The following is a 25,167-nucleotide window of genomic DNA, read 5'->3' on the forward strand; positions in this document are numbered from 1 at the left end:
TCGACAGCAAATGGCGCAAACCCTGTCGCTTTTTCAAGAAGCGGCGGGAAAGATCTGGAAATGCGGTCACCGTCACATCGCCTGCAAGAGCCGTTAAAAACAGAAAATGTGAACTCTCTCACGTTCATCTTTGATTTCTTGCCAGCGCCGGAAATGCGCTGTCAGTGGCAAGAAGGTCGCCTTCCCTTCCCTTTTTTACACTGTCTGGCAATGACTTCAGGAAGGACCGGACCATGACTTTTCGCCATTGTGTGGCTGTCGATTTAGGCGCATCCAGCGGCCGGGTGATGCTGGCAAGCTACCACCGCGAGGCGCGCACGCTTTCGCTTCGCGAAATCCACCGTTTCGTTAACTGTCTGCAAAAGCGGGACGGCTTTGACTGCTGGGATATCGACACCCTGGAAGCGGAGATCCGCACCGGGCTGAATAAGGTTTGTGAAGAAGGCATTCGCATCGACAGCATCGGGATTGATACCTGGGGCGTGGATTATGTGCTGCTGGACAGCCACGGCCAGCGCGTCGGCCTGCCGGTCTCCTACCGCGACAGCCGCACCGACGGGGTGATGACGCACGCGCTGGCGCAGCTGGGCAAAGCGGAGATCTATGGCCGCAGCGGCATCCAGTTCCTGCCCTTTAATACCCTCTATCAGCTGCGTGCCCTGGTGGAACAGCAGCCGGAGCTGGTGGCGAAGGTCGCCCATGCCCTGCTGATCCCGGACTACTTCAGCTACCGCCTTACCGGCCAGATGAACTGGGAATATACCAACGCCACCACCACCCAGCTGGTGAACATCAATTCCGATACCTGGGACGAGAACCTGCTCAACTGGACCGGCGCGCCACGCGACTGGTTTGGCAAGCCGACCCATCCGGGTAATGTGATCGGTCACTGGATTTGCCCCCAGGAGAATGCCATCCCGGTGGTGGCTGTCGCCAGCCATGACACCGCCAGCGCGGTGATCGCCGCCCCGCTGGCCTCAAAGGATGCAGCGTATCTCTCCTCCGGCACCTGGTCGCTGATGGGCTTTGAGAGCAAAACCCCCTACACCAGCGATAGCGCGCTGGCGGCCAACATCACCAACGAGGGCGGCGCAGAGGGCCGCTACCGGGTGCTGAAAAACATTATGGGGCTGTGGCTGCTGCAGCGGGTACTGAAGGAAAAAGGTATCAGCGACCTGGCTGCCCTGATCGCTGAGACGGAAACCCTGCCGTCGTGCCGCTTCCTGATCAACCCCAATGACGACCGCTTTATCAATCCGACCAATATGAGCGCCGAGATCCAGGCCGCCTGCCGCGAAAGTGCGCAGCCGGTGCCGGAGAGCGCCGCCGAGCTGGCGCGCTGCATCTTCGACAGCCTCGCCCTGCTCTATGCCGAGGTGCTGCACGAGCTGGCCACCCTGCGCGGGAAGCCGTTCAGCGAGCTGCACATTGTGGGCGGCGGCTGCCAGAACCAGCTGCTCAACCAGCTGTGCGCCAACGCCTGCGGCATCACGGTATTAGCCGGGCCGGTCGAGGCCTCCACCCTCGGCAATATTGGCATTCAGCTGATGACCCTCGACGAATTGAACAACGTCGACCAGTTCCGCCAGGTGGTGACCGGCAACTATGGCCTAACCACCTTTACCCCTCATCCCGATCATGAGATTGCCCGCTACCGGGCGCAGTTTCAGCAACAACGACCGACAAAGGAGCTTTGCGCATGACCACTCAACTTGAACAAGCCTGGGAACTGGCTAAACAGCGTTTCGCCGCCGTGGGCGTGGATGTCGAGGAGGCTCTGCGTCAGCTCGACCGTCTGCCGGTCTCTATGCATTGCTGGCAGGGTGATGACGTCGCCGGTTTTGAGAACCCGGGCGGCGCGCTGACCGGCGGTATTCAGGCCACCGGTAACTATCCGGGCAAGGCGCGCAACGCCGCCGAACTGCGGGCCGATCTGGAGCTGGCCCTGAGCCTGATCCCGGGCCCTAAGCGCCTGAACCTGCACGCTATCTATCTGGAGTCTGACGAGCCCGTCGAGCGTAACGCCATCAAACCAGAACATTTTAAAAACTGGGTCGAGTGGGCAAAAGCCAACAAGCTGGGGCTGGATTTTAACCCCTCCTGCTTCTCGCATCCGCTGAGCGCCGACGGCTTTACCCTCGCCCACGCCGACGACGAGATCCGCCAGTTCTGGATCGACCACGTGAAGGCCAGCCGCCGCGTGTCGGCCTGGTTTGGCGAGCAGCTTGGCACCCCATCGGTGATGAACATCTGGATCCCGGACGGGATGAAAGACATCACCGTTGACCGCCTCGCCCCGCGTCAGCGCCTGCTGGCGGCGCTGGATGAAGTGATTAGCGAAAAGCTGAACCCAGCGCACCACATCGATGCCGTGGAGAGCAAGCTGTTTGGCATTGGCGCCGAGAGCTACACGGTTGGCTCCAACGAGTTCTACATGGGTTACGCCACCAGCCGCCAGACCGCGCTGTGTCTGGATGCGGGCCATTTCCATCCGACTGAAGTCATCTCCGACAAGATCTCCGCCGCGATGCTCTATGTGCCGCACCTGCTGCTGCACGTCAGCCGTCCGGTGCGCTGGGACAGCGACCACGTGGTGCTGCTGGATGACGAAACCCAGGCCATCGCCAGCGAAATTATCCGCCATGACCTGTTCGACCGGGTGCATATCGGCCTCGACTTCTTTGATGCCTCCATCAACCGCATCGCGGCGTGGGTGATCGGCACTCGCAACATGAAAAAAGCCCTGCTGCGCGCCCTGCTGGAGCCCACCGCCGAGCTGCGCGCGCTGGAAGCCGCGGGGGATTACACCGCGCGTCTGGCCCTGCTGGAAGAGCAAAAATCACTGCCGTGGCAGGCGGTATGGGAAATGTATTGCCAGCGCAACGACGCCCCGGCGGGCAGCCAGTGGCTGGATAACGTCCGGGCGTATGAGCAGGACGTATTAGCCAGTCGCACGTAAATAACATTGCCGGGTGGCGCTTCGCTTACCCGGCCTACGTTTAGTTGTAGGCCCGGCAAGCGAAGCGCCGCCGGGCATTTTCAAAGGAATCAAAAAATGCAGACCATCACTCAATCCTGGTTCGTCCAGGGCATGATCAAAGCCACCTCCGACGCCTGGCTGAAAGGCTGGGACGAGCGCAACGGCGGCAACCTGACGCTGCGCCTGGATGACGCGGATATCGCCCCGTTTGAAGCGGATTTCCACGCCAAACCGCGCTATATCGCCCTGAGCCAGCCGATGCCGCTGCTCGCCAACACGCCGTTTATCGTCACCGGTTCCGGCAAATTCTTCCGCAACGTGCAGCTCGATCCCACCGCCAATTTAGGGGTGGTAAAAGTGGACAGCGACGGCGCGGGCTACCACATTCTTTGGGGGCTGACTGACGAAGCGGTGCCAACTTCTGAACTGCCGGCCCACTTCCTCTCCCACTGCGAGCGCATCAAAGCCACGGGGGGGAAAGATCGGGTGATCATGCACTGCCACGCCACCAACCTGATCGCCCTGACTTTTGTGCTGGAGAACAACTCAGACGTTATCACCCGCCAGCTGTGGGAAGGCAGCACCGAGTGTCTGGTGGTGTTCCCGGATGGCGTGGGCATTCTGCCGTGGATGGTGCCGGGTACCGACGAAATCGGCAGCGCCACGGCGGTGGAGATGCAAAAACATTCGCTGGTGCTGTGGCCATTCCACGGCGTGTTCGGCAGCGGCCCGACGCTGGACGAAACCTTTGGCCTGATCGATACCGCCGAAAAGTCTGCGGAAGTGCTGGTAAAAGTTTATTCAATGGGTGGCATGAAGCAGACCATCACCCGGGAAGAACTGATTGCGCTGGGTAAACGCTTTGGCGTCAACCCGGTGCAGTCAGCGTTAGATCTCTACAAATAAGAACATCGCGCCCCGCTCATTGAGACGGGGCGAACCTGCACCTGCAAACCCTACAAAACTCAATTAAGTGGAGTAAAAGCAATGAAAATAAAGACAAGCTTGATCCTCACCGTTGCCGCCCTGGCGTTGTCCGGTTCTGCTTTAGCTGAAGTGAAAATCGCCCTGGTGGCGAAATCCTTAGGTAATGGCTTCTTTGAAGCGGCAAACGTGGGTGCCCAGGAGGCAGCTAAAGAGTTGGGGGATGTAAAAGTCATCTATACCGGCCCGACCACCACCACCGCAGAAGCCCAGATCGAAGTGCTGAACGGGTTGATCGCTCAGGGTGTCGATGCGATCGCCATCTCCGCCAACGATCCTGACGCCGTGGTGCCGGTGCTGAAAAAAGCGATGCAGCGCGGGATCAAAGTGGTCTCCTGGGATTCCGGCGTGGCGAAAGCCGGGCGCCAGATCCACCTTAACCCTTCTAATAACGCGCTGATTGGCGAGACCAACGTCAAGCTGGCGGCCGACGCGCTGAAAGCGCTGAATGTGGAGAAAGGCGACGTGGCGGTGCTGAGCGCTACCCCTACCTCCACTAACCAGAATACCTGGATTGCCGAGATGAAAAAGGTGCTGCCGCAGTACCCGTCCGTCAATCTGGTGACCGTGGCCTATGGCGACGATCTTTCTGACAAGAGCTACCGCGAAGCGGTTGGCCTGCTGAAAACCTACCCGGATCTGAAAGTGATCGTCTCCCCGTCGTCAGTCGGCATCGTGGCAGCGGCGCAGGCGGTAAAAGATCAGGGCAAGATCGGCAAAGTGTACGTCACCGGCTTAGGGTTGCCGTCTGAAATGGCGGGCGCGGTGAAATCCGGCGCCAGCAAGAGCTTCGCCATCTGGAACCCTATCGACCTCGGGTATGCCGCGACTTACTTAGCGGACGATCTGGTAAAAGGCACGGCGACCAAAGACGAAGCCAGCATGGGTAAACTGGGCAAAGTGAAGCTGGATGCCGACGGCAACGGCGCGATGGCTGAGCCGTTCGTTTACGATGCCAGCAACATTGATAAGTTCTCGAAAATCTTCTGATGCGTTTTGTAGGCCGGATAAGCGTAGCGCCATCCGGCCTACAAAATCCCCTATGGTGGAGAACTATCATGACCCCATTACTGGCACTCAACGGCATCACCAAGGTTTTCCCTGGCGTGCGTGCCCTTGAGAATGTGCAGCTTGAACTCTGGCCCGGCAAAGTCACCGCGTTGATTGGTGAAAACGGCGCGGGCAAATCGACGCTGGTGAAAGTGATGACCGGCATCTACCAGCCCGACGCGGGCGAAATCCTCTATAAAGCGATCCCCATTCAGCTGCCGACCCCTGACGCGGCGCACAAGGTGGGGATTACCGCCATCCACCAGGAGACCGTGCTGTTCGATGAGCTGTCGGTCACCGAAAATATTTTTGTCGGCCAGTACCTCTATAAAGGCTTTTTCAAAAAGCTCGACTGGCCGGAGATGCACCGCCGGGCGCAGGCGATCCTCACCCGTCTGGAGGTGCAGATTGACCCGCGCGCCACGCTGAAAACCCTGAGCATCGCCCAGCGGCATATGGTGGCCATTGCCCGGGCGCTCTCCTTTGACGCCCAGGTGGTGATCCTCGATGAGCCCACCGCTGCCCTGTCACAGCATGAAATTCTCGAGTTCTATCAGATTGTCGAACGCTTAAAGCAGGAGGGAAAAGCCATCCTCTTTATCTCCCACAAATTCGACGAGATTTTTGAGCTGGCGGATCACTACACCATCCTGCGCGATGGCGTATTTGTCGGCGCCGGGGCCATCAACGACATCACCGAAGAGCGGATGGTGGCGATGATGGTGGGTCGCGCCATTACCCAGACCTTCCCAAAAGTGGAATGTGAGAAGGGCGACATCGTCCTGGAGGTGCGGGATCTCTGCCACCCCACCGAGTTCGCCAATATTTCTTTTACCCTGCGCAAAGGCGAAATCCTCGGCTTCTATGGCCTGGTAGGTGCCGGGCGTACCGAGCTAATGCAGGCGCTCTCCGGCGTCTCGCGCCCCTCCTCCGGCAGCATTGTGCTGAACGGCAAAGCGCAGCATTTCCGCCAGCCGGCGGACGCCATCAGAGCCGGGATCGTCTGCGTGCCGGAAGAGCGCCAGAAGCAGGGGGCGATTATTGAGCTGTCGATTGCGCAGAACATCAGCCTGCCGCAGCTCAGCAAGCTCAACGCCAGCGGCGTGCTGAACGACGATCGCGAGTGGCAGCTGGCGGATGAATATGCGAAGCGGCTACAGGTGAAAGCCTTTAGCTGGAAGCAGGCGGTGGAAACCCTCTCCGGCGGCAACCAGCAGAAAGTGGTGATCGGCAAATGGCTGGCGACCCACCCGGACGTCATCATCCTCGATGAACCGACCAAAGGGATCGATATCGGCTCCAAAGCGGCGGTGCATCAGTTTATGTCCGAGCTGGTCGGTCAGGGGCTGGCGGTGATCATGGTCTCCTCCGAACTACCGGAAGTGATGGGCATGGCCGACAGGATCATCGTCATGCATGAAGGGTTAATGGTGGCGGAGTATCAGGCGGGGGGCGCGACGGCGGAAACCATCGTCAGCGCCGCCAGCGGTGCCAGACAGGAGGCCGCATAATGGTGCAACAACTGCTTAAACACCGCGAGGCGCTGCTGGCGGCGGTGATTGTGCTGATGGTGCTTGCCATCGGCACCCGCGTCCCGTCGTTTATCGCGCCGGGTAACCTGGTGGAGATGTTTAACGATACCTCGATTCTGATCATCCTCGCTCTCGGCCAGATGATGGTGCTGCTCACCAAAGGCATCGACCTGTCGATGGCGGCCAACCTGGCGCTGACCGGGATGATTGTCGCCCTGATCAACTTTAACTACCCTGAGGTGCCTGTCTGGGTGCTGCTCATCCTGGCGACGGCCCTGGGCCTGCTGATGGGCGTTATCAACGGTCTGCTGGTGTGGAAGATGGGCATCCCGGCGATAGTGGTGACGCTCGGCACCATGAGCATCTACCGCGGGATTATCTTTCTGCTCTCCGGCGGCGGCTGGGTCAACTCCAACCAGATGGGTGCCGATTTCCTCGGCCTGCCGCGTGCGTCGGTGCTGGGCTTGCCGGTACTGAGCTGGTGCGCCATTGCCGCGCTGCTGCTGGTGGGTTACTTCCTGCGCTACAGCCGCACCGGGCGCGCGCTCTACACCGCAGGCGGTAACGCCACGGCGGCGTACTACACCGGCATCAACGCCGGCAAAATGCAGTTTGTCAGCTTCTGCCTCTCCGGGGCGTTGGCTGGCTTCTGCGGCTATCTGTGGATCTCGCGCTTCGCGGTGGCCTATGTCGATGTGGCGAACGGCTTTGAGCTTCAGGTGGTGGCGGCCTGCGTGATCGGCGGCATCAGCACCATGGGCGGTACGGGCCGGGTATTAGGTTGCCTGTGCGGAGCGCTGTTCCTCGGGGTTATCAACAATGCCCTGCCGGTGATCGGCGTGTCGCCGTTCTGGCAGATGGCGATTTCCGGGACGGTGATTGTGATTGCGGTGCTGCTCAATGAACGCGGCAACAAGCGCAAAGGACGGCTGATCCTGCGCGATGCGGCGCTGGCACGTCAGAAACAGGCGGTGAGATCATGAGTAAAGTGATGACCTCTGAAGAGATGAAAAATACCCCGGCTCGGGCAGGCATTTTCCGGCGCCTGCTGTGCTGGGAGAGTTTTCTGCTGGCGGTCACCCTGGCGGTGTTCGTGGGCAATGCCCTGGCTTCCCCGTACTTCCTGAATATCTGGAACCTGTCGGATGCGACGTTCAACTTCACTGAAAAGGCGATCATCGTGCTGCCGATGGCGATGCTGATTATCGCCCGCGAGATTGACCTGTCGGTGGCCTCCACTATCGCCCTGAGCTCCACGGTGATGGGCTTCTGCGCGGCGGCGGGGCTGGATACACCGTGGCTGGTCTGCGTGGGGTTAGGGGTTGGCCTGCTGTGCGGGCTGTTCAACGGCCTGCTGGTGACCCGCTTTAACCTGTCGTCGATTGTGATCACCATCGGCACTATGAGCCTTTACCGCGGCATCACCTACATTCTGCTGGGTGACCAGGCGCTTAATACCTGGCCGGAGAGCTTCGCCTGGTTCGGCCAGGGATACGTCTGGGGCGCGCTGTCGTTTGAGTTCGCGCTGTTTATGGTGCTGGCGGTGGTGTTTGCCTTCGTGCTGCACAAAACCAACTTCGGGCGTCGCACCTACGCCATCGGCAATAACCCCACCGGGGCATGGTATTCCGGCATCAACGTCAAGCGTCACAACCTGATCCTCTTTGCCCTGGTGGGGCTGATGGCCGGGCTGGCCTCGGTGCTGCTCACCTCGCGTCTGGGCAGTACCCGCCCGACCATCGCGATGGGCTGGGAGCTGGCGGTGGTAACCATGGCGGTGCTTGGCGGGGTCAATATTCTTGGCGGGTCCGGCAGCATGGTGGGCGTGATTATCGCCGCCTTCCTGATGGGGCTGGTCACCTTCGGCCTGAGCCTGCTCAACGTGCCTGGCATCGTGATGTCGGTAATTATCGGCGCGATGCTGATTGTGGTGATCTCCCTGCCGATCATCACCCGCCGCCTGATGCAGCGAAGACGGATCTAGTGCCGGGTGGCGCTTCGTGCAAGCGCAGCGCTGCCGGGCATAAAAATCACCATAATTAAGGAGAATTATCATGAGCTTTATGTTGGCGCTGCCGAAAATCAGCCTGCACGGCGCAGGCGCAATCGGCGATATGGTTAAGCTGGTGGCGAACAAACAGTGGGGCACCGCACTGATTGTCACCGACGGTCAACTGGTGAAAATGGGGCTGCTCGACAGCCTGTTTTCCGCCCTCGACGCAGAGCAGATGTCGTATCAGCTGTTTGACGCGGTCTTCCCGAATCCGACGGAAGAACTGGTGCAGCAGGGCTTTGCCGCTTTCCAGGATGCGCAGTGCGATTACATCATTGCCTTTGGCGGCGGCAGCCCGATCGACACCGCCAAAGCAATTAAAATTCTCACCGCCAATCCTGGCCCGTCTACCGCTTATTCCGGCGTCGGCAAAGTGCTCAACCCCGGCGTGCCGCTGGTGGCCATCAACACCACCGCAGGTACGGCGGCAGAGATGACCAGCAATGCGGTGATCATCGACTCGGCGCGTCAGGTCAAAGAGGTGATTATCGACCCGAACATCATCCCGGACATTGCCGTGGATGACGCCAGCGTGATGCTCAATATTCCGGCCTCCGTCACCGCCGCCACCGGGATGGATGCCCTGACCCACGCCATCGAAGCCTATGTCTCTGTCGGCGCTCACCCCCTCACCGATGCCAACGCGCTGGAGGCGATTCGCCTGATTACCCACTGGCTACCGGAGGCGGTCGACAATGGACATAACCTGGAGGCGCGCGAGCAGATGGCCTACGGCCAGTATCTGGCAGGTATGGCCTTTAACAGCGCCGGGCTGGGGCTGGTGCATGCCCTGGCCCACCAGCCGGGGGCCACACACAACCTGCCGCACGGCGTGTGCAACGCCATCCTGCTGCCGATCATCGAAAACTTTAACCGCCCGAACGCCGTGGAACGCTTTGCCCGCGTGGCCCAGGCGATGGGTGTGGACACCCGCGAGATGAGCGACGAAGCGGCCAGCATGGCGGCGATTAACGCCATCCGCGCCCTGAGCACCCGCGTCGGCATTCCGTCCGGCTTCAGCAAGCTGGGCGTCACCAAAGCCGATATCGAAGGCTGGCTCGACAAAGCCCTCGCCGACCCGTGCGCCCCCTGCAACCCGCGCAGCGCCAGCCGCGACGAGGTGCGCGAACTCTATCTGGAGGCATTATGATCCGCAAAGCCTTTGTGATGCAGGTGAACCCTGACGCACACGAGGAGTATGAACGTCGCCACAACCCCATCTGGCCCGAGCTGGAAGCGGTGCTGAAAGACCACGGCGCCCACCATTACGCCATTTATCTGGATAAGACCCGCAACCTGCTGTTTGCCACGGTAGAGATCGAGTCGGAAGAGCGCTGGAACGCCGTAGCTAACACCGACGTCTGCCAGCGCTGGTGGAAATATATGGGAGAAGTGATGCCCGCTAACCCGGACAACAGCCCGGTGAGCTCCGGGCTGAAAGAGGTGTTTTACCTGGCCTGATGTGTTAACGCTGCCGCGTTCGCGGCAGCGATCTCCCGCTTACTGCTCAACGTAAAGGCCGACAGCACCGTCACCGCCAGCACAAAACAGCCCAGCATCAGGTAGGTATCCTGGAAGCCGATCCGGTCATACATATTCCCGGCGAAGGCGGAGAGAAAAATCGCCGCCAGCTGTTTGGCGAAGTTGAAGCCAATCAGGTAGATGGTCGCGGAGAGTCGGGTATCGAACACCCCCGTAATGTACTTGAACGCCCCCACCAGCAGGAACGGCACTTCCAGCGCGTGGAGCATCTTCAGGGCCACCACTTCGACGGCGGTGGTGGCAAATGACGAACCGATAATACGCGTCGCCATAATCACCCCGGCAATCAGCAGCGTATTTTTCGCGCCAATGCGGTTAATGATCCACGGTGAGCAGAACATGATGATGGCGTTGCAGATCTCTCCGGCGGTGGTCGCAAAACCGAACGCCCGCGTGCCCGCCTCCGGCGTGGCGAAGAAGGTTTTAAAGAAGGTGGCGAACTGCTGATCGAAGACGTCATAGACGCAGGCCACGCCAATCACGTACAGAATAAACATCCACATTTTGCGCTGGCGGAACAGGTTGATGACGGTTTTGACGGTGATCTGCGGCTGGTTCGCGCCGAGGGCATTCATCACCTGCGCGGTCTGGTTGGGCTTCGGTTTGGCTACTACCAACAGCACCATCAGCACCAGCGCCGCGGCGGAGCCCATCCAGAAGACATACGACGGATCGATGCCAAACAGGATGCCGCCCGTCAAGGCGCACAGGCCCCAGCCGAGGCAGCCAAACATGCGCGCCTTGCCATACTCAAAGAAGCTGTTGCGGCTCACGCGCTCAATATAGGCCTCAATGGCGCCCGATCCCGCCGAGAAGACAAAGCCAATGTAGACCCCACCGCTCAGCGCCCCGAGCCAGATGTTGGTCTTCAGCAACGGAGCGAAGACGTAGAGGAAAAAGGGCGCGAAGAGAAACAGCAGGACCGCGATGATCCACAGCAGGTGTTTCTTCAGCCCCAGCTTGTCCGACACCACCCCCAGCACCGGCTGGAACGAGATGGCAAACAGCGAGATGCAGGAGAAGACGATCCCGGTATGGGTTTTATTCAGACCGATGATATCCGACAGCCAGATCGGCAGGAACGGAAAGCAGGTGGCCATGATGAAGAAGTAGAGAAAGAAGAACGACCCGAAGATCCAGAAGTTCGGGTTGTCTTTATGGGTACAGGCAGTCGTGTTCATTATTTTTATCCTCAACTCAGGGCCGGTTGCCCGGCCCGTTGGCCTTATACGCGTTCAACGCCAATCAGAATGGCGGTTTCCGGATCCAGAACCGGCAGGGCCAGCCCCGCCTGCATCAACCATTCGCCGCTCACCGTTTGCGGCGTCTCCATCCAGGCCGGCAGTTTGCGCATGGTGTGCCCACCCTCTCCGGTCAGGCGGATATTGGGGTGATCGAGCAGCGTGATGCGGTACCGGGCGTTGGCCGCCAGCCCCGGCATACGCAGCGGCATCATCAGGGTGTAGTCCGGCATCGCCATCTGGCTGACAATAAACAGCCCCTGACGCTGATCCGCGCTCACAATTCCCTGCGCCAGGGTGGTGCTGTCCGGCATATCCACCCGCCACTGGGTGCCGTGGTGGATCACCTCGCGCCACTGCTTATGCAGGGCCGCATAGTGCCGGTAGCCTTCGCGCTCCTGCTCATCCACGGCGAGGGGATCCAGCTCCAGCCCCATATGGCCGAACAGCGCCGTCAGGCCCCGGAAGGCAATACTGTGCTGGCGGAAGGTGGCATGGCATTTATGATGACCGATATGCGCGCCCATCACCTCCGGCGGGAAGAAGTAGCTCATGCCACGCTGGATAGTATTACGTTCCAGCGCGTCGTTGTTATCCGAGGCCCAGAAGCGATGGCAGCGGGTCAATACCTCATAGTCGATACGCCCGCCGCCGGAGGAGCAGGATTCAAACTCCACGTGCGGGAAGCGTTCGCCCAGGGTATCCAGCAGGCGGTAGAACTGGCGGGTCTGGGCATCGGCCGCGGCCTTACCGTTATGGCCCGGCTGCACCAGCTCGCGGTTCATATCCCACTTCACATAGTCAACCTGATGCTCACCCAGCAGCCAGCTCATGCGCTCCAGCAGGTAGTCGAAAGCGGCAGGAATGTTGAGGTTCAGCACCCACTGGTGGCGACCGGTGGCCTGTTCATAACCCGGCAGGGCCAGCACCCAGTCCGGGTGGGCGCGACAGAGATCGGAGTTCGGGTTAATCATCTCCGGCTCAACCCAGATGCCAAACTCCATGCCGAGACGTTTGACGTGGTTGATCACCGGCGTTAAGCCGTTGGGGTATTTCTGCTCGTCGAGATACCAGTCCCCCAGCGCGGCATGGTCGTCGTTGCGGCCTTTGAACCAGCCGTCGTCAATGATAAAGCGCTCCACCCCCAGCGAGGCCGCTTCATCCGCCATCCGCATGATGTATTCCGGGTCGTGGTTAAAGTAGATCCCCTCCCAGGTGTTGAGATGCACCGGGCGCGGTTTGTTCTCCGGGAAGCGGATGATGTTGGCGCGCAGATAGCGGTGGAACTGCTGGCTCATGCCGTTCAGCCCGTGCGCGGAGTAGCTGGCGTAGAGGCGTGGCGTCCACAGGGTTTCCCCCTCCTCCACCGCCATTTCCCCCGGCAGGTAGAGCGCTTCGGCCTGCAAATAACGGCGGCCATCGGTTTTGGCCTCCGCGCGCAAGCGATGGTTGCCGCTCCAGCCCAGATGCACGCCCCAGACGTCACCCTGCATTTCGCTAAAGCCCGGCGTGCCGCCGATCAGCGCCGGGAAGTGCTCGTGGGAGCTGCGGCCCCGGCGGTTCTCAATCACAAAGCTGTCGTGCTCCAGCAGCAGGCGATGCGGCTGAAATTCGCGGATCCAGCGGCCATGAAAGGCCATCACTTCGCGGGCACGTTCCGCCAGCGGCAGAGTGACGGCCAGGCGCTCCACCTGCCACGGCTGGCTTTTGAGGTTGGTCAGGCCGTGGCGAACCGCCAGCACGCCGCTGTCATCAAGGGCGATCTCGCTGGTCAGACGCAGGCCAGCGATCTCATCTTCGGCGGTGAGAGTCAGGGCTTGTCCCTGCTGCGCGACTGCCACGGTACGGAACCGCGGTGAACCATCCAGCCCCTGACGGTGGCCCTCAATACCCGGCGCGCCAAACAGGCCGTGGGCCAGCTCCGCCATCAGCGTCACCGGCGAGTCAACGTCCAGTCTGCCGTTAGCAATCGGGCGGGAAAGCGTGGCCGCATCCTGCGGCGAAAAGTGGCGAAGGTGTGGCCCCCAGTAAAGAATTTCGGCGAACGGGCGAGTTTTGATCACCACATCCACCGTTTCGCTCGCGAGTCGTAAAATAGCCTCTTGCATCGGACATCTCCTGTCATCGGGATATCCTGAGTGTTGATCCGAAACGTTTCGGATATAAACCAAAACGTTTCGGATTTGTGATCGGGTTTAGAAATTAGGGAGAATTATGCCGTCTGGCCCGGAGAGAATTCCGGTTGCCATAACACCTGAAGCTGGCTTATTTCGCTGCCATTGATCAGCTGCAGCACCATATCGGCGATCTGCTTACCCACGCCCTGACGGGTGGACTGGATCACCGCCGCCACGTCGATATCGACAATGCTGTCCTGCGGCAGGCCGTCATACACCACCAGCGACACGGCATGCTCGCCGGTTAAGCGTCCCATCTGCGCCAGCGCCATCGCCGCACCGTCGCCGTGAGTGTTGCAGTCGGTGACGATCGCCGTCGGGGGCGCATCCAGCGCCAGCAGTTGTTGGGTAGTGGTAAAGCCCGCGCGGCGTGAAGGGGGCATGGTGCGCAGCCATTCGCTGGAGAGTCCGGCCTTTTTCAGGGCATCGAGATAGCCCTGACGGCGCTGGGTGATAAAAGCCTGATTATGGCTTTCGCCCAGATACGCGATGCGTTGATGCCCGCGCGCAATCAGGTGCTGGGTGGCGGTATGTGTGCCCGCATAGTTATCAAAGTCGAACCAGGCATAGGGCTTTGGCAGATGGCTGCGCCCGAGCGCCAGGAAGGGGAACCCGGCGGCCTGCAACTGCTCCAGACGCGGATCGTTATCCAGCGTATGGGCCACAATCAGCGCATCCACACGGCGGCTCTGCACCATCCGCATATAGCTGTGTTTATCAGCCAGATCGTCGTCGGCAATGAGCAGTAAGTCGATCTCATGTCGCGCTAATTGGTGGCTAATTTCGCCGACCATGTCCATAAAGACGCTGTTATTGAGCGGAACGGGATGAACCGGAAAGACCAGCCCCACGGCGTCGATCTTGCCCATCTTCAGACGCCGGGCGAAGGTGTTCGGGCGATAGCCGCGCCGCTGCGCTTCAGCCTCCACGCGGGCCCGCGTCTCGCTGGAAACGTCATAATAGCCGTTGAGGGCGCGGCTTACCGTCGTTACCGACAGTCCCAGTTCTTTAGCAATGGCTTTAAGCGACATGATTATCCGTGTCTTTGGGTTAGTTTTGTTCCGCCACCATGAGCGCATACGTATCGGGCTCAAGGGCTTTGAAGAGATGCGGCTGGTCGGCAGGATAGCAAATATAGTCCCCTGGCCCCAGCTCCTCGGGCGATTCGGTCAGGCCAATCAGCGCCCGCCCCTTCATCACAATAATATGCTCAACCGAACCCGGCGGGTGCGGATGGGAGATACGGTCCGCGCCGGGCTGGGCCATCAAAATATAGATATCGCGTCGGGCGCCCGGCGGGCATGCCGCCAGTAAAATGGCCTCATAGTTTGCCTGTTCCGCAATCACTTTTGTGCCTTCACCCAGGCGGATCACCTGGGTGGCAGGCTGCTGCGGTTCAAGCAGACGGGCAAACGGAATATCCAGCGCTACGCAGAGCGACCATAACGTTTCGAGGCTGGGGTTGCCGTTACCGGACTCCAGCTGGGAGAGCGTGGATTTGGCGATCCCGGCACGGCGGGCGATCTCTGCCAGTGAAAGCCCGGTCCGCGTGCGCTCTCGCACCAGACTTTTGGCGATCACGCTAATTGGCTGCGTCATAAAACGATCTCATACACTGTTAAAACGAACGATTCGTTCATCTTGATAAACGATATTATTGCGTTCATTATAATGGATACTCGTTCGATATGGCTAAATTTGTATGAAGCACACTTTCTCTTGTCTGCAAGGCGACACGGTCAAAGCCATCATCCTGGTCTGTCTGGCGGTGGGCGTCGTGGGGATGTCCTACGGCTCGCTGGCGATGGCGTACGGTTTTCCGCTGTGGGTGCCGTTTGTTCTCTCCATTTCGGTGCTGGCGGGCGCCTCGGAATTTATGTTTATCGGCATTGTCGCCAGCGGCGGTAACCCGCTTGCCGCGGCGGCGGCCGGGCTGCTGGTCAATGCCCGCCACGTGCCGTTTGGCGTAACGGTGCGTGAACTGGTGGGCAAACGCGGCGCCAGCTTGCTGGGCTGCCACATTATGAATGACGAAAGTGTGGTCTTTGGCCTGTCGCAAAAAACGCCGGAACAGCGCAAAGCCGCCTACTGGCTCTGCGGCCTGGGGGTGGCTATCATCTGGCCGCTGGGTACTCTGCTGGGGGCGATGGTCGGCAAACTGCTGCCGGAGCCGGAGACCATCGGGCTGGATGCGGTCTTCCCGGCCATTTTGCTGGCCTTAGTCGTGCCCGCCTTTAAGAACCGCACCACGCTGATTCGCGCCTGTAGCGGGGCGGCGTTGTCCTTGGCCGCGGTGCCGTTTGCGCCGGTGGGCCTGCCGGTGCTGCTCTCCCTGCTTGGCCTCGCAACGAGGAAGAAATAATGGAAAACATGACCGTCTTTATTCTCGGCATCGCCCTGCTTTCCGCAGGCACCTATCTGATGCGTCTCGGCGGGGCGAAGCTGGGCAGCCGGTTAGCGCTGTCTGAACGTTCGCAGGCGCTGCTGTCGGATGCGGCAACGGTGTTGCTCTTTTCGGTGGCGCTGGCGACAACCTTCTATGAAGGAGAACATTTCGCCGGGATGGCGCGGGTGCTGGGTGTGGCCTTTGCGGTGTTCCTCGCCTGGCGCAAGGTGCCGTTGATTTTCGTGATCGTCGCAGCGGCGGTGGTTACGGCGCTATTACGTCTGGCGAGCATAAACTAAAAAAGCGCCCCGGGGGCGCTCTTTCGACAGATGCTGTGTGCTTATTTGTTCAGTTCAGCGGTCATGTGTACACGGTTACCGGAGAAGGCCTGGGTAATGGTGTAAGAGGAGGCGCCGGCCTGCTCAGCCTGAGCGGCAATTTTCGCTTCCGCGCCATCAATGGTGCTGGCGGATGCGGTAACGGACTGGGCAGCGAAAGAACCGAAAGAAGTAGCCAGAGCGATAACAGCGACAAAAGTTTTGATGCTTTTCATGATAGTGACCCTTTCAATAAGTTGTTGGTGTAAGGCGCCGTGCCTTGATGTGATAAATAATAGGCCTCATCACCGACAACTGATAGCGGAAGGATTTGCTTACTTTTTTCAAAATTACTGATCAACAATCAACCGCTGCGGATGGGTATAGACCGTGGCTCTTCCCGGCTTGCAGAACCCCACCAGCGTCAGGTTGCAACGCTCGGCCACCTCAACCGCCAGGGTGGTAGCGGCGGATACCGCAAAGAGGATCTCCACCCCACACATTGCCGCCTTTTGCACCATCTCGTAGCTGGCCCGGCTGGAGACCAGCGCGGCCCCCTGCTGCCAGGCGACGCTTTCTCCCACCCGGCGGCCCAGCAGTTTATCCAGCGCCACATGGCGGCCCACATCTTCATGCCCGCCAGCAATCTCACCCGACGGCAGGACCCAGGCGGCGGCGTGCGTACATCCACTCAGATTGCCCACCGGCTGTACCGAGTTGAGATTTTGCAGCGCGATATCAAGGTTCGCCAGGGTGAAGGTCTGGCTGAAGGGCAGCGGCGTGATGGGCTTACCGATGTCGTTCAGCTGCTCCACGCCGCATACGCCGCAGCCGGTGCGCCCGGCCAGCGCACGGCGGCGTTCCTTAAGAGCCATAAAGCGTCGGCTGGAGAGTTCAATCTGCACTTCCATCCCGTTGCAGACCGACACCACATCCATCCCGTAGATCTCCTGCGGGTGGTCGATAATCCCTTCCGAGAGCGAAAAACCGAGGGCAAACAGAGGCAGATCTTTAGGCGAAGCCATCATCACCACGTGCGAAATACCGTTATAAACCAGCGCCACAGGCACTTCCTGTGCCAGCCAGTCGGGAATGGGCTGGTTAAGCTGCGGAGGTCTGCGCACCTCACAGGCTACTACACCAACGGGCTGGGAAGGGTTATCACGGTTTTCTTTTGACACGACATCATTCCTGGGCAACTTCGCAAATAAGGGCGCTATTGCAGCATAAATAGCAGCGTTTAGCGCCGGAGATGGATCAATTTTTCAGTGAAGGAGCGGTTAGCTGGCTTTACTCCCTGCGGGGGAGCCCGGCGAACAGGTTGCTACACCCCTGTAACACGCAGGATCAATAAGGTGATCTGGTTCACAATTTTAAATTAGCACGCTTAGATTCCGTTCACTTTGTTTTAACTACATTCAAACAAGCCTACCGACAATGTGGTATTCTGCCCCCTTATCCCTCACGGAACCGAGGGAATCCAAAATCCCATCCCTTTACGGTTATTTTGTAACCGTAAAGTAAAACTATATGTACCTGAATAAGGCGCGTTGCAGAAAGCGGCAGAACGCCCCTGCGACACGCCCTATAAAAGGTAGCAATGTCGAAACAAGGAGTGACCCATGCAGGTCAGCAGAAGGCAGTTCTTTAAGATCTGCGCTGGCGGTATGGCAGGCACCACGGCAGCAGCACTGGGCTTTGCGCCCGGCGTCGCGCTGGCGGAAACACGGCAGTACAAACTGCTGCGCACCCGCGAAACCCGTAACACCTGTACGTACTGCTCCGTCGGCTGTGGGCTGTTGATGTATAGCCTCGGCGACGGCGCGAAAAACGCCAAAGCATCTATTTTCCATATCGAAGGTGACCCGGATCATCCGGTCAACCGCGGCGCGCTCTGCCCGAAAGGGGCCGGTCTGGTGGATTTCATCCACTCAGAAAGCCGCCTGAAATTCCCGGAATATCGCGCGCCAGGCTCCGACAAATGGCAGCAGATTAGCTGGGAAGAGGCGTTCGATCGCATCGCTAAGCTGATGAAAGAAGACCGCGATGCCAACTTCATCGCGCAGAACACTGAAGGTACCACCGTTAACCGCTGGCTCTCCACCGGGATGCTGTGTGCCTCTGCTTCCAGCAACGAAACCGGCTATTTAACCCAGAAATTTACGCGCGCACTCGGTATGCTCGCGGTCGACAACCAGGCGCGTGTCTGACACGGACCAACGGTAGCAAGTCTTGCTCCAACATTTGGTCGCGGTGCGATGACCAACCACTGGGTCGACATCAAGAACGCCAACCTCATTGTGGTGATGGGCGGTAACGCCGCTGAAGCGCACCCTGTTGGGTTCCGCTGGGCGATGGAAGCCAAAATCCACAACGGTGCGAAACTGATTGTGATCGATCCCCGCTTTACGCGTACTGCGTCAGTGGCGGATTTCTACACCCCTATTCGTTCAGGTACTGACATCACTTTCCTGTCAGGCGTACTGCTGTACCTGATGACTAACGAAAAATATAACCGCGAATACACCGAAGCCTATACCAACGCCAGCCTGATCGTGCGTGAGGATTACCACTTCGAAGATGGTCTGTTCAGCGGTTATGACGCCGAAAAACGCAAGTACGACAAAACCAGCTGGAACTACGAGCTGGACGAGAACGGCTTTGCGAAACGCGACACCACGCTGCAACACCCGCGCTGCGTGTGGAACCTGCTGAAAGAGCACGTTTCCCGCTATACGCCGGAGGTGGTCGAAAACATCTGCGGGACGCCGAAAGCGGACTTCCTGAAGGTGTGCGAGATGATCGCTGAAACCAGCGTTCATGATAAAACCGCGTCGTTCCTCTATGCCCTCGGCTGGACGCAACACTCCATCGGCGCGCAGAACATCCGTACCATGGCGATGGTGCAGCTGCTGCTCGGCAACATGGGGATGGCAGGCGGCGGCGTGAACGCCCTGCGCGGCCACTCCAACATTCAGGGTCTGACCGACCTCGGCCTGCTGTCACAAAGCCTGACAGGTTATATGAACCTGCCAAGCGAGAAACAGACCGACCTGCAAACCTACCTGACGGCCAGCACGCCAAAACCGCTGCTCGAAGGCCAGGTGAACTACTGGGGCAACTATCCGAAGTTCTTCGTCTCGATGATGAAAGCCTTCTTCGGCGACAAAGCGACGGCGGAAAACAGCTGGGGCTTTGACTGGCTGCCGAAGTGGGACAAAGGCTACGACGTTCTGCAGTACTTCGAGATGATGCACCAGGGCCAGGTTAACGGCTATATCTGCCAGGGCTTTAACCCGGTTGCCTCGTTCCCGAACAAGAATAAGGTTGTGGCATCCCTGTCAAAACTGAAGTTCCTGGTCACCATTGACCCGCTCAATACCGAGACCTCGACCTTCTGGCAGAACCACGGCGAATCGAACGACGTCGATCCGTCGACGATTCAGACCGAAGTGTTCCGTCTGCCATCCACCTGCTTCGCGGAAGAGAACGGCTCTATCGTTAACTCCGGTCGCTGGCTGCAGTGGCACTGGAAGGGTGCGGATGCCCCGGGCATCGCCATGAACGACGGTGAGATCCTGGCCGGTATCTTCTTACGCCTGCGTAAGATGTACGCGGCTGAAGGCGGCGCGAACCCGGAACCGGTGCTGAACATGACCTGGAACTACTCGACGCCGGAGAATCCATCCCCGGAAGAAGTGGCGATGGAGAGCAACGGTAAGGCGCTGGCGGACATTATCGACCCGGCTACCGGTGCGGTTCTGGCGAAGAAAGGCGATCAGCTGAGTACCTTTGCCCATCTGCGCGACGACGGCACCACCTCCAGCGGCTGCTGGATCTTTGCCGGTAGCTGGACGCCGAAAGGCAACCAGATGGCTAACCGCGATAATGCCGACCCATCGGGCCTTGGCAATACGCTGGGCTGGGCATGGTCGTGGCCGCTGAACCGCCGCATTCTCTATAACCGTGCCTCTGCTGACCCGCAGGGCAACCCGTGGGATCCGAAGCGTCAGCTGCTGAAGTGGGACGGCGCGAAGTGGGGCGGCGTGGATATTCCGGACTACAGCACCGCGCCTCCGGGCAGCGATGTCGGGCCGTTTATCATGCAGCCTGAAGGGATGGGACGCCTGTTTGCTATCGATAAGATGGCGGAAGGGCCGTTCCCGGAACACTACGAGCCGTTTGAGACGCCGCTGGGCACTAACCCGCTGCACCCGAACGTGGTCTCTAACCCGGCCGCCCGTATCTTTAAGAGCGATTTCGAGGCGTTGGGCAAAAAAGACAAGTTCCCGTATGTCGGCACCACTTACCGTCTGACCGAGCACTTCCACTACTGGACCAAGCACGCGCTGCTGAACGCCATCGCGCAGCCGGAGCAGTTTGTGGAGATCGGCGAGAAGCTGGCGAACAAGCTCGGCATCGCCCATGGCGACACCGTGAAGGTCTCCTCTAACCGCGGCTACATCAAGGCCAAGGCGGTGGTGACCAAGCGTATTCGTACGCTGAACGTTCACGGCCAGCAGGTGGATACCATCGGTATTCCGATTCACTGGGGTTATGAAGGCGTAGCGAAGAAAGGGTTTATTGCCAACACCCTGACGCCGTTCGTCGGCGATGCGAACACGCAGACGCCGGAGTTTAAGGCCTTCCTCGTGAACGTGGAAAAGGTGTAACGGAGACGACTTATGGCTTATCAATCGCAAGACATCATTCGTCGTTCCGCGACTAACGGGTTCACCCCCGCGCCCCAGGCGCGGGACCACCAGCAGGAAGTGGCGAAGCTTATCGACGTAACCACCTGTATCGGCTGTAAAGCTTGTCAAGTGGCCTGTTCAGAGTGGAACGACATCCGTGACGAAGTGGGTCACAACGTCGGGGTGTACGATAACCCCGCCGACCTGACCGCCAAGTCCTGGACGGTAATGCGCTTCTCGGAAGTGGAGCAGAACGACAAACTGGAATGGCTGATCCGCAAAGATGGCTGTATGCACTGCGCGGATCCGGGCTGCCTGAAGGCGTGTCCGTCGGAAGGGGCGATCATTCAGTATGCTAACGGCATCGTCGACTTCCAGTCTGAGCAGTGCATCGGCTGCGGCTACTGCATCGCGGGCTGCCCGTTCGACGTGCCGCGCATGAACCCGGAAGACAACCGCGTCTACAAATGCACGCTGTGCGTCGACCGCGTTAACGTCGGCCAGGAGCCGGCATGCGTGAAGACCTGCCCGACCGGCGCGATCCACTTTGGCTCCAAAGAGGATATGAAAACCCTGGCGGGTGAGCGCGTAGCCGAGCTGAAAACCCGCGGCTACGACAACGCGGGTCTGTACGATCCGGCCGGTGTTGGCGGTACGCACGTGATGTACGTGCTGCACCACGCCGACAAGCCGAATCTGTACCACGGCCTGCCGGAGAACCCGGAAATCAGCGCGACCGTGAAGTTCTGGAAAGGTATCTGGAAGCCGCTGGCCGCGGTGGGCTTTGCTGCCACCTTCGCCGCGAGCATCTTCCACTACGTGGGTGTCGGTCCGAACCGTGCGGAAGAGGAAGAGGACAACCTGCATGAAGAGAAAGACGAGGTGCGCAAATGAAAAGACGTGACACCATCGTGCGCTACACGGCGCCGGAACGTATCAACCACTGGGTCACCGCCTTCTGCTTCATGCTGGCGGCGATAAGCGGGCTGGGGTTCTTCTTCCCCTCCTTCAACTGGCTGATGCAGATCCTGGGTACGCCGCAGCTGGCGCGCATCCTGCACCCGTTCGTGGGTGTGGTGATGTTTGCCTCGTTCATCATCATGTTTTTCCGTTACTGGCACCATAACCTAATCAATCGGGATGATATCTTTTGGGCGAAGAATATTCGTAAGATCGTCGTCAACGAGGAAGTGGGTGATACCGGGCGTTATAACTTCGGCCAGAAATGCGTATTCTGGGCGGCGATTATCTTCCTGGTCCTGTTGCTGGTCAGCGGCGTGATCATCTGGCGTCCGTACTTTGCGCCTGCTTTCTCAATCCCGGTGATCCGATTTGCGTTAATGCTGCATTCATTTGCCGCAGTAGCGTTAATTGTGGTTATCATGGTGCATATTTACGCCGCCCTCTGGGTGAAAGGCACCATTACCGCGATGGTGGAGGGCTGGGTTACCAAAACGTGGGCGAAGAAACATCACCCGCGCTGGTACCGCGAAGTCCGAAAGACAACGGAAAATAAAACTGAATGAGTATTCGCATAATCCCGCAAGATGAGCTGGGTTCGAGCGAGAAACGCACGGCGGAAGTGATTCCGCCGTTACTGTTCCCCAGACTAAAAAACCTCTACAACCGCCGCGCGGAACGCCTGCGTGAGCTGGCTGAGAGCAACCCGCTTGGCGACTATCTGCGCTTTGCGGCGCTGATCGCCCACGCCCAGGAAGTGGTGCTGTATGACCATCCGTTGCAGATGGACCTGACCGCGCGCATCAAAGAGGCGAGCGAGCAGGGCAAACCGCCGCTGGATATCCACGTTCTGCCGCGCGATAAGCACTGGCACAAACTGCTGCATTCGCTTATTGCCGAACTGAAGCCTGAGATGAGCGGCCCGGCGCTGGCGGTAATCGAGAATCTTGAGAAAGCCTCCGAGCAGGAGCTGGAGCAGATGGCGAGCGCGCTGTTTGCCTCTGATTTTGCCTCGGTCAGCAGCGATAAAGCCCCGTTCATCTGGGCTGCCCTGTCGCTCTACTGGGCGCAAATGGCGAGCCTCATCCCGGGTAAAGCCCGCGCTGAATATGGTGAAGCCCGCCAGTTCTGCCCGGTGTGCGGTTCAATGCCGGTCTCCAGCATGGTGCAAATCGGTACCACTCAGGGGCTGCGCTACCTGCACTGCAACCTGTGTGAAACCGAGTGGCACGTGGTGCGCGTGAAGTGCAGCAACTGTGAACAGACCCGCGATCTGCACTACTGGTCGCTGGAAAATGAACAGTCCGCGGTGAAAGCCGAGAGCTGCGGCGACTGCGGCACCTACCTGAAGATTTTGTATCAGGAAAAAGACCCGAAAGTGGAGGCCGTCGCCGACGATCTTGCCACGCTGATACTGGACGCCAAAATGGAGCAGGAGGGCTTTGCCCGCAGCTCTATTAACCCGTTCCTGTTCCCGGGTGAAGGGGAGTAATCTCCTGTGAGAGTGCCGGGCGGCGCAAGCTTGCCCGGCCTACAGTTGATAGGGCGAAACCACCCCTGCTATACCTGCAAAATCTTTGGTATTGCGTGAAATTAACGGGCAGTTTCTGCTCTGAGCTGTGGCCAGAATAATGGCATCAGGAAGTTTCATCCCATGCTTCTCGCGGAGCAATACACTTCTTTCAGCAATCTCACGTGTAATATCGATAATCTCGAAAGCGCCCATAACTGCCGCCGTTTTCGCCTCATGACCGTGCCTACGAGCCCCAACCATGACTTCCATCCAGGTAATTAAGCTGATAGCACGATGCGCTGCGGTACGATCGATCGTATCCGCCGCTTCAACACGATTGTTAAAGAGATCGATGAGAATATTGGTATCAAACACTGCCATGTGTTCCACAATTACCACTCCTCGCGCAGCTTACGCTCATACTCCAGCCCATCCTCTTTGCGATCTCCCCACAGGCCAAGCGCATCGCGGATAATCGAAGAACTCTGTTGGTCGAGGTACAGCTCTATGGCTTCCCGCAGCAGTTCAGCACGCGGCTGATTTTTTAGCTGCTTGAGGTTATCCAACCGTTGAATCACGTCATCAGACAAATCGATAAGTATTCTGCCCATATCAAGTTCCGCCAAAACGCTCATATATCACCTTAGTATATCACCCGCGATTAATTTTCAGGCAAAGTACGCTTAGCGAATCCAGGGTTAAAGAACAATTTGGAAATGGCGAGCGCTTTTGCGAGTCGTCTTCCAGAACCCGGACACTACTCCTCCTCGTTCCCCCCCTCCTCGTACGCGCCATACGGCTTCGCAGGAAGAACGATATAGGTTCCTTCAAACACCGCGCCCGGTGTTTCATCGCCGAACAGTTCGACCTGCATCTGCACACGTGCCTTGCGGCCTCGTGCCAGGCGGTCGAGATCGCCACCCAGGGCACCCAGGTCGGCGACTGCGCTCGGCTTGCCGCTGATCGGCGCGCTGTAGCGAATATGGGCGTCGGCCAGAATAATGGTGCCGCCCAGATGGCGCTCGCGCAGCATGAGCCAGATAAGCCCCCAGCCGGTGAGCGTCGCCAGCGAGAAGAGGCTGCCGGCAAACAGGGTGTGGTGCGGGTTCTGGTTGCCGATCTCCGGCATGGTGGTGATAAATTTTTGCCCGGTGTACTGCTGAATGCGCACCCCCATCTTTTCGCTCAGGGGGATGTGCTGATACCAGGCCTGCTGTAGCTGACCGCACCAGTCGGCGCGGTGCAGAATATCATCCAGCGAGGCGATGGGTTTGATCATCAAAAAATGACGAATCGGAGTGGTTTGCGGGGTGGTGATTTCGCCCTGGTTTATAAAACCCAGCTTGGCAAAAAACTCTACCGCGTCTTCGCGCGCGCTACAGGTGACGCGCTTAACACCCTCCTGGCGGGCTACGGACTCCAGAGTCATCGCCATTAATGTGCCCAGACCTTTATCCTGCACGGAAGGATGCACCGCCATAAAGCGGATAGAGGCTTCATTATCGGCATTGATATAGAGTCGCCCCACCGCGACAAGATTGCCCTCTTCATCCATCACCATCTGGTGATGCGCCATCGCGTCCCAGGCGTCGCGTTCCGACCCTTTCGGCTGATGTAATGGCTTACGTAACATCTCCCAGCGGAACTGGTAGTAAAGCGCTAACTCTTCTTCTGTCTGCGGTACTCGAAGGTGATACATAGCTGTACTCTCTCTGGTTACCCGCGGCCATACCGTCAG

General features: G+C 59.0%; 24 protein-coding genes. 15 read left to right on the forward strand and 9 right to left on the reverse strand.

Annotated elements, in window-relative coordinates; translation table 11 throughout:
- Positions 1 to 233: 233 nt before the first annotated feature.
- From rhaB to rhaM, 9 genes are all read left to right on the forward strand, one after another.
- On the forward strand, positions 234 to 1,703 hold the full coding sequence (gene rhaB, locus GNG26_RS21950) for a rhamnulokinase (protein ID WP_156240079.1): 1,470 nt from the start codon (positions 234 to 236) through the stop codon (positions 1,701 to 1,703).
- Positions 1,700 to 2,959, forward strand: a complete 1,260-nt coding sequence (gene rhaA / locus GNG26_RS21955; protein ID WP_156240080.1) for an L-rhamnose isomerase — start codon at positions 1,700 to 1,702, stop codon at positions 2,957 to 2,959. Before rhaB ends, rhaA begins: the two co-directional genes overlap by 4 nt.
- Positions 2,960 to 3,055: 96 nt before the next feature.
- Positions 3,056 to 3,886, forward strand: a complete 831-nt coding sequence (rhaD, locus tag GNG26_RS21960; RefSeq protein ID WP_103177530.1) for a rhamnulose-1-phosphate aldolase — start codon at positions 3,056 to 3,058, stop codon at positions 3,884 to 3,886.
- Positions 3,887 to 3,967: 81 nt separating this feature from the next.
- The gene (gene rhaS / locus GNG26_RS21965) at positions 3,968 to 4,954 is read left to right on the forward strand and encodes a rhamnose ABC transporter substrate-binding protein (protein WP_103177531.1); all 987 of its coding nucleotides are present in this window, start codon (positions 3,968 to 3,970) and stop codon (positions 4,952 to 4,954) included.
- 68 nt (positions 4,955 to 5,022) lie between these two features.
- Positions 5,023 to 6,525, forward strand: coding sequence for a sugar ABC transporter ATP-binding protein (locus tag GNG26_RS21970; protein ID WP_156240081.1), 1,503 nt, complete (start codon positions 5,023 to 5,025; stop codon positions 6,523 to 6,525).
- Positions 6,525 to 7,529, forward strand: a complete 1,005-nt coding sequence (locus tag GNG26_RS21975) for an ABC transporter permease (protein WP_156240082.1) — start codon at positions 6,525 to 6,527, stop codon at positions 7,527 to 7,529. Before GNG26_RS21970 ends, GNG26_RS21975 begins: the two co-directional genes overlap by 1 nt.
- A complete protein-coding gene (locus tag GNG26_RS21980) occupies positions 7,526 to 8,530 on the forward strand; it encodes an ABC transporter permease (protein ID WP_156240083.1) in 1,005 nt (334 codons plus the stop codon). The genes GNG26_RS21975 and GNG26_RS21980 overlap by 4 nt, the downstream gene beginning before the upstream one ends.
- A 70-nt stretch (positions 8,531 to 8,600) precedes the next feature.
- The gene (fucO, locus tag GNG26_RS21985) at positions 8,601 to 9,749 is read left to right on the forward strand and encodes a lactaldehyde reductase (RefSeq protein WP_156240084.1); all 1,149 of its coding nucleotides are present in this window, start codon (positions 8,601 to 8,603) and stop codon (positions 9,747 to 9,749) included.
- The gene (gene rhaM / locus GNG26_RS21990) at positions 9,746 to 10,060 is read left to right on the forward strand and encodes an L-rhamnose mutarotase (protein ID WP_156240085.1); all 315 of its coding nucleotides are present in this window, start codon (positions 9,746 to 9,748) and stop codon (positions 10,058 to 10,060) included. The genes fucO and rhaM overlap by 4 nt, the downstream gene beginning before the upstream one ends.
- On the opposite strand, the gene GNG26_RS21995 is transcribed toward rhaM, so the two are convergent.
- The 4 genes from GNG26_RS21995 to GNG26_RS22010 form a co-directional block, all read right to left on the reverse strand.
- Positions 10,048 to 11,322, reverse strand: coding sequence for an MFS transporter (locus tag GNG26_RS21995; protein ID WP_156240086.1), 1,275 nt, complete (start codon positions 11,320 to 11,322; stop codon positions 10,048 to 10,050). The genes rhaM and GNG26_RS21995 overlap by 13 nt on opposite strands.
- 44 nt (positions 11,323 to 11,366) lie before the next feature.
- Positions 11,367 to 13,490, reverse strand: coding sequence for an alpha-galactosidase (locus GNG26_RS22000; protein WP_156240087.1), 2,124 nt, complete (start codon positions 13,488 to 13,490; stop codon positions 11,367 to 11,369).
- Positions 13,491 to 13,594: 104 nt separating this feature from the next.
- Positions 13,595 to 14,590, reverse strand: a complete 996-nt coding sequence (locus GNG26_RS22005; RefSeq protein ID WP_156240088.1) for a LacI family DNA-binding transcriptional regulator — start codon at positions 14,588 to 14,590, stop codon at positions 13,595 to 13,597.
- Positions 14,591 to 14,609: 19 nt separating this feature from the next.
- Positions 14,610 to 15,158: a helix-turn-helix domain-containing protein gene (locus GNG26_RS22010; protein ID WP_114316362.1), complete on the reverse strand. Its 549-nt coding sequence runs from the start codon at positions 15,156 to 15,158 to the stop codon at positions 14,610 to 14,612.
- A gap of 103 nt (positions 15,159 to 15,261) precedes the next feature.
- Here GNG26_RS22010 and GNG26_RS22015 point away from each other — a divergent pair, with 103 nt between their 5' ends.
- Positions 15,262 to 15,921, forward strand: coding sequence for an AzlC family ABC transporter permease (locus GNG26_RS22015; protein ID WP_156240089.1), 660 nt, complete (start codon positions 15,262 to 15,264; stop codon positions 15,919 to 15,921).
- Complete coding sequence (locus GNG26_RS22020) at positions 15,921 to 16,244, forward strand: AzlD domain-containing protein (RefSeq protein ID WP_156240090.1); 324 nt, start codon at positions 15,921 to 15,923, stop codon at positions 16,242 to 16,244. Before GNG26_RS22015 ends, GNG26_RS22020 begins: the two co-directional genes overlap by 1 nt.
- 41 nt (positions 16,245 to 16,285) lie before the next feature.
- Here the strand turns inward: GNG26_RS22020 and GNG26_RS22025 are convergent, their stop codons facing one another.
- Entirely contained in the window at positions 16,286 to 16,498 is a 213-nt protein-coding gene (locus tag GNG26_RS22025; protein WP_103177552.1) for a DUF1471 domain-containing protein, read from the reverse strand.
- 114 nt (positions 16,499 to 16,612) lie between these two features.
- On the reverse strand, positions 16,613 to 17,443 hold the full coding sequence (gene fdhD / locus GNG26_RS22030; protein WP_156240091.1) for a formate dehydrogenase accessory sulfurtransferase FdhD: 831 nt from the start codon (positions 17,441 to 17,443) through the stop codon (positions 16,613 to 16,615).
- Between the two features lie 441 nt (positions 17,444 to 17,884).
- Here fdhD and fdnG point away from each other — a divergent pair, with 441 nt between their 5' ends.
- Genes fdnG through fdhE form a run of 4 tightly spaced genes read left to right on the forward strand, consistent with a single transcriptional unit; the run spans position 17,885 to position 23,408 of the window.
- Positions 17,885 to 20,935 carry a formate dehydrogenase-N subunit alpha gene (gene fdnG / locus GNG26_RS22035; protein WP_156240092.1) on the forward strand — a complete coding sequence of 1,017 codons (3,051 nt, stop codon included), beginning with the start codon at positions 17,885 to 17,887 and terminating at the stop codon, positions 20,933 to 20,935.
- 12 nt (positions 20,936 to 20,947) lie between these two features.
- Entirely contained in the window at positions 20,948 to 21,850 is a 903-nt protein-coding gene (gene fdxH, locus GNG26_RS22040; protein ID WP_103825279.1) for a formate dehydrogenase subunit beta, read from the forward strand.
- Positions 21,847 to 22,482 (forward strand): formate dehydrogenase cytochrome b556 subunit, encoded by a 636-nt coding sequence (gene fdoI, locus GNG26_RS22045; protein WP_103825280.1) that lies wholly within the window; start codon positions 21,847 to 21,849, stop codon positions 22,480 to 22,482. The genes fdxH and fdoI overlap by 4 nt, the downstream gene beginning before the upstream one ends.
- Positions 22,479 to 23,408: a formate dehydrogenase accessory protein FdhE gene (fdhE, locus tag GNG26_RS22050; protein ID WP_103825281.1), complete on the forward strand. Its 930-nt coding sequence runs from the start codon at positions 22,479 to 22,481 to the stop codon at positions 23,406 to 23,408. Before fdoI ends, fdhE begins: the two co-directional genes overlap by 4 nt.
- Positions 23,409 to 23,447: 39 nt before the next feature.
- Here the strand turns inward: fdhE and GNG26_RS22055 are convergent, their stop codons facing one another.
- From GNG26_RS22055 to fabY, 3 genes are all read right to left on the reverse strand, one after another.
- Positions 23,448 to 23,819: a type II toxin-antitoxin system VapC family toxin gene (locus GNG26_RS22055; protein WP_103825282.1), complete on the reverse strand. Its 372-nt coding sequence runs from the start codon at positions 23,817 to 23,819 to the stop codon at positions 23,448 to 23,450.
- A 2-nt stretch (positions 23,820 to 23,821) separates the two neighbouring features.
- Positions 23,822 to 24,064, reverse strand: a complete 243-nt coding sequence (locus GNG26_RS22060) for a ribbon-helix-helix protein, CopG family (protein ID WP_023618112.1) — start codon at positions 24,062 to 24,064, stop codon at positions 23,822 to 23,824.
- Positions 24,065 to 24,186: 122 nt separating this feature from the next.
- Entirely contained in the window at positions 24,187 to 25,128 is a 942-nt protein-coding gene (fabY, locus tag GNG26_RS22065) for a fatty acid biosynthesis protein FabY (protein WP_032615389.1), read from the reverse strand.
- Positions 25,129 to 25,167 lie beyond the last annotated feature (39 nt).

It is taken from the genome of Leclercia sp. J807, from assembly GCF_009734465.1.
Lineage (GTDB): Bacteria > Pseudomonadota > Gammaproteobacteria > Enterobacterales > Enterobacteriaceae > Enterobacter.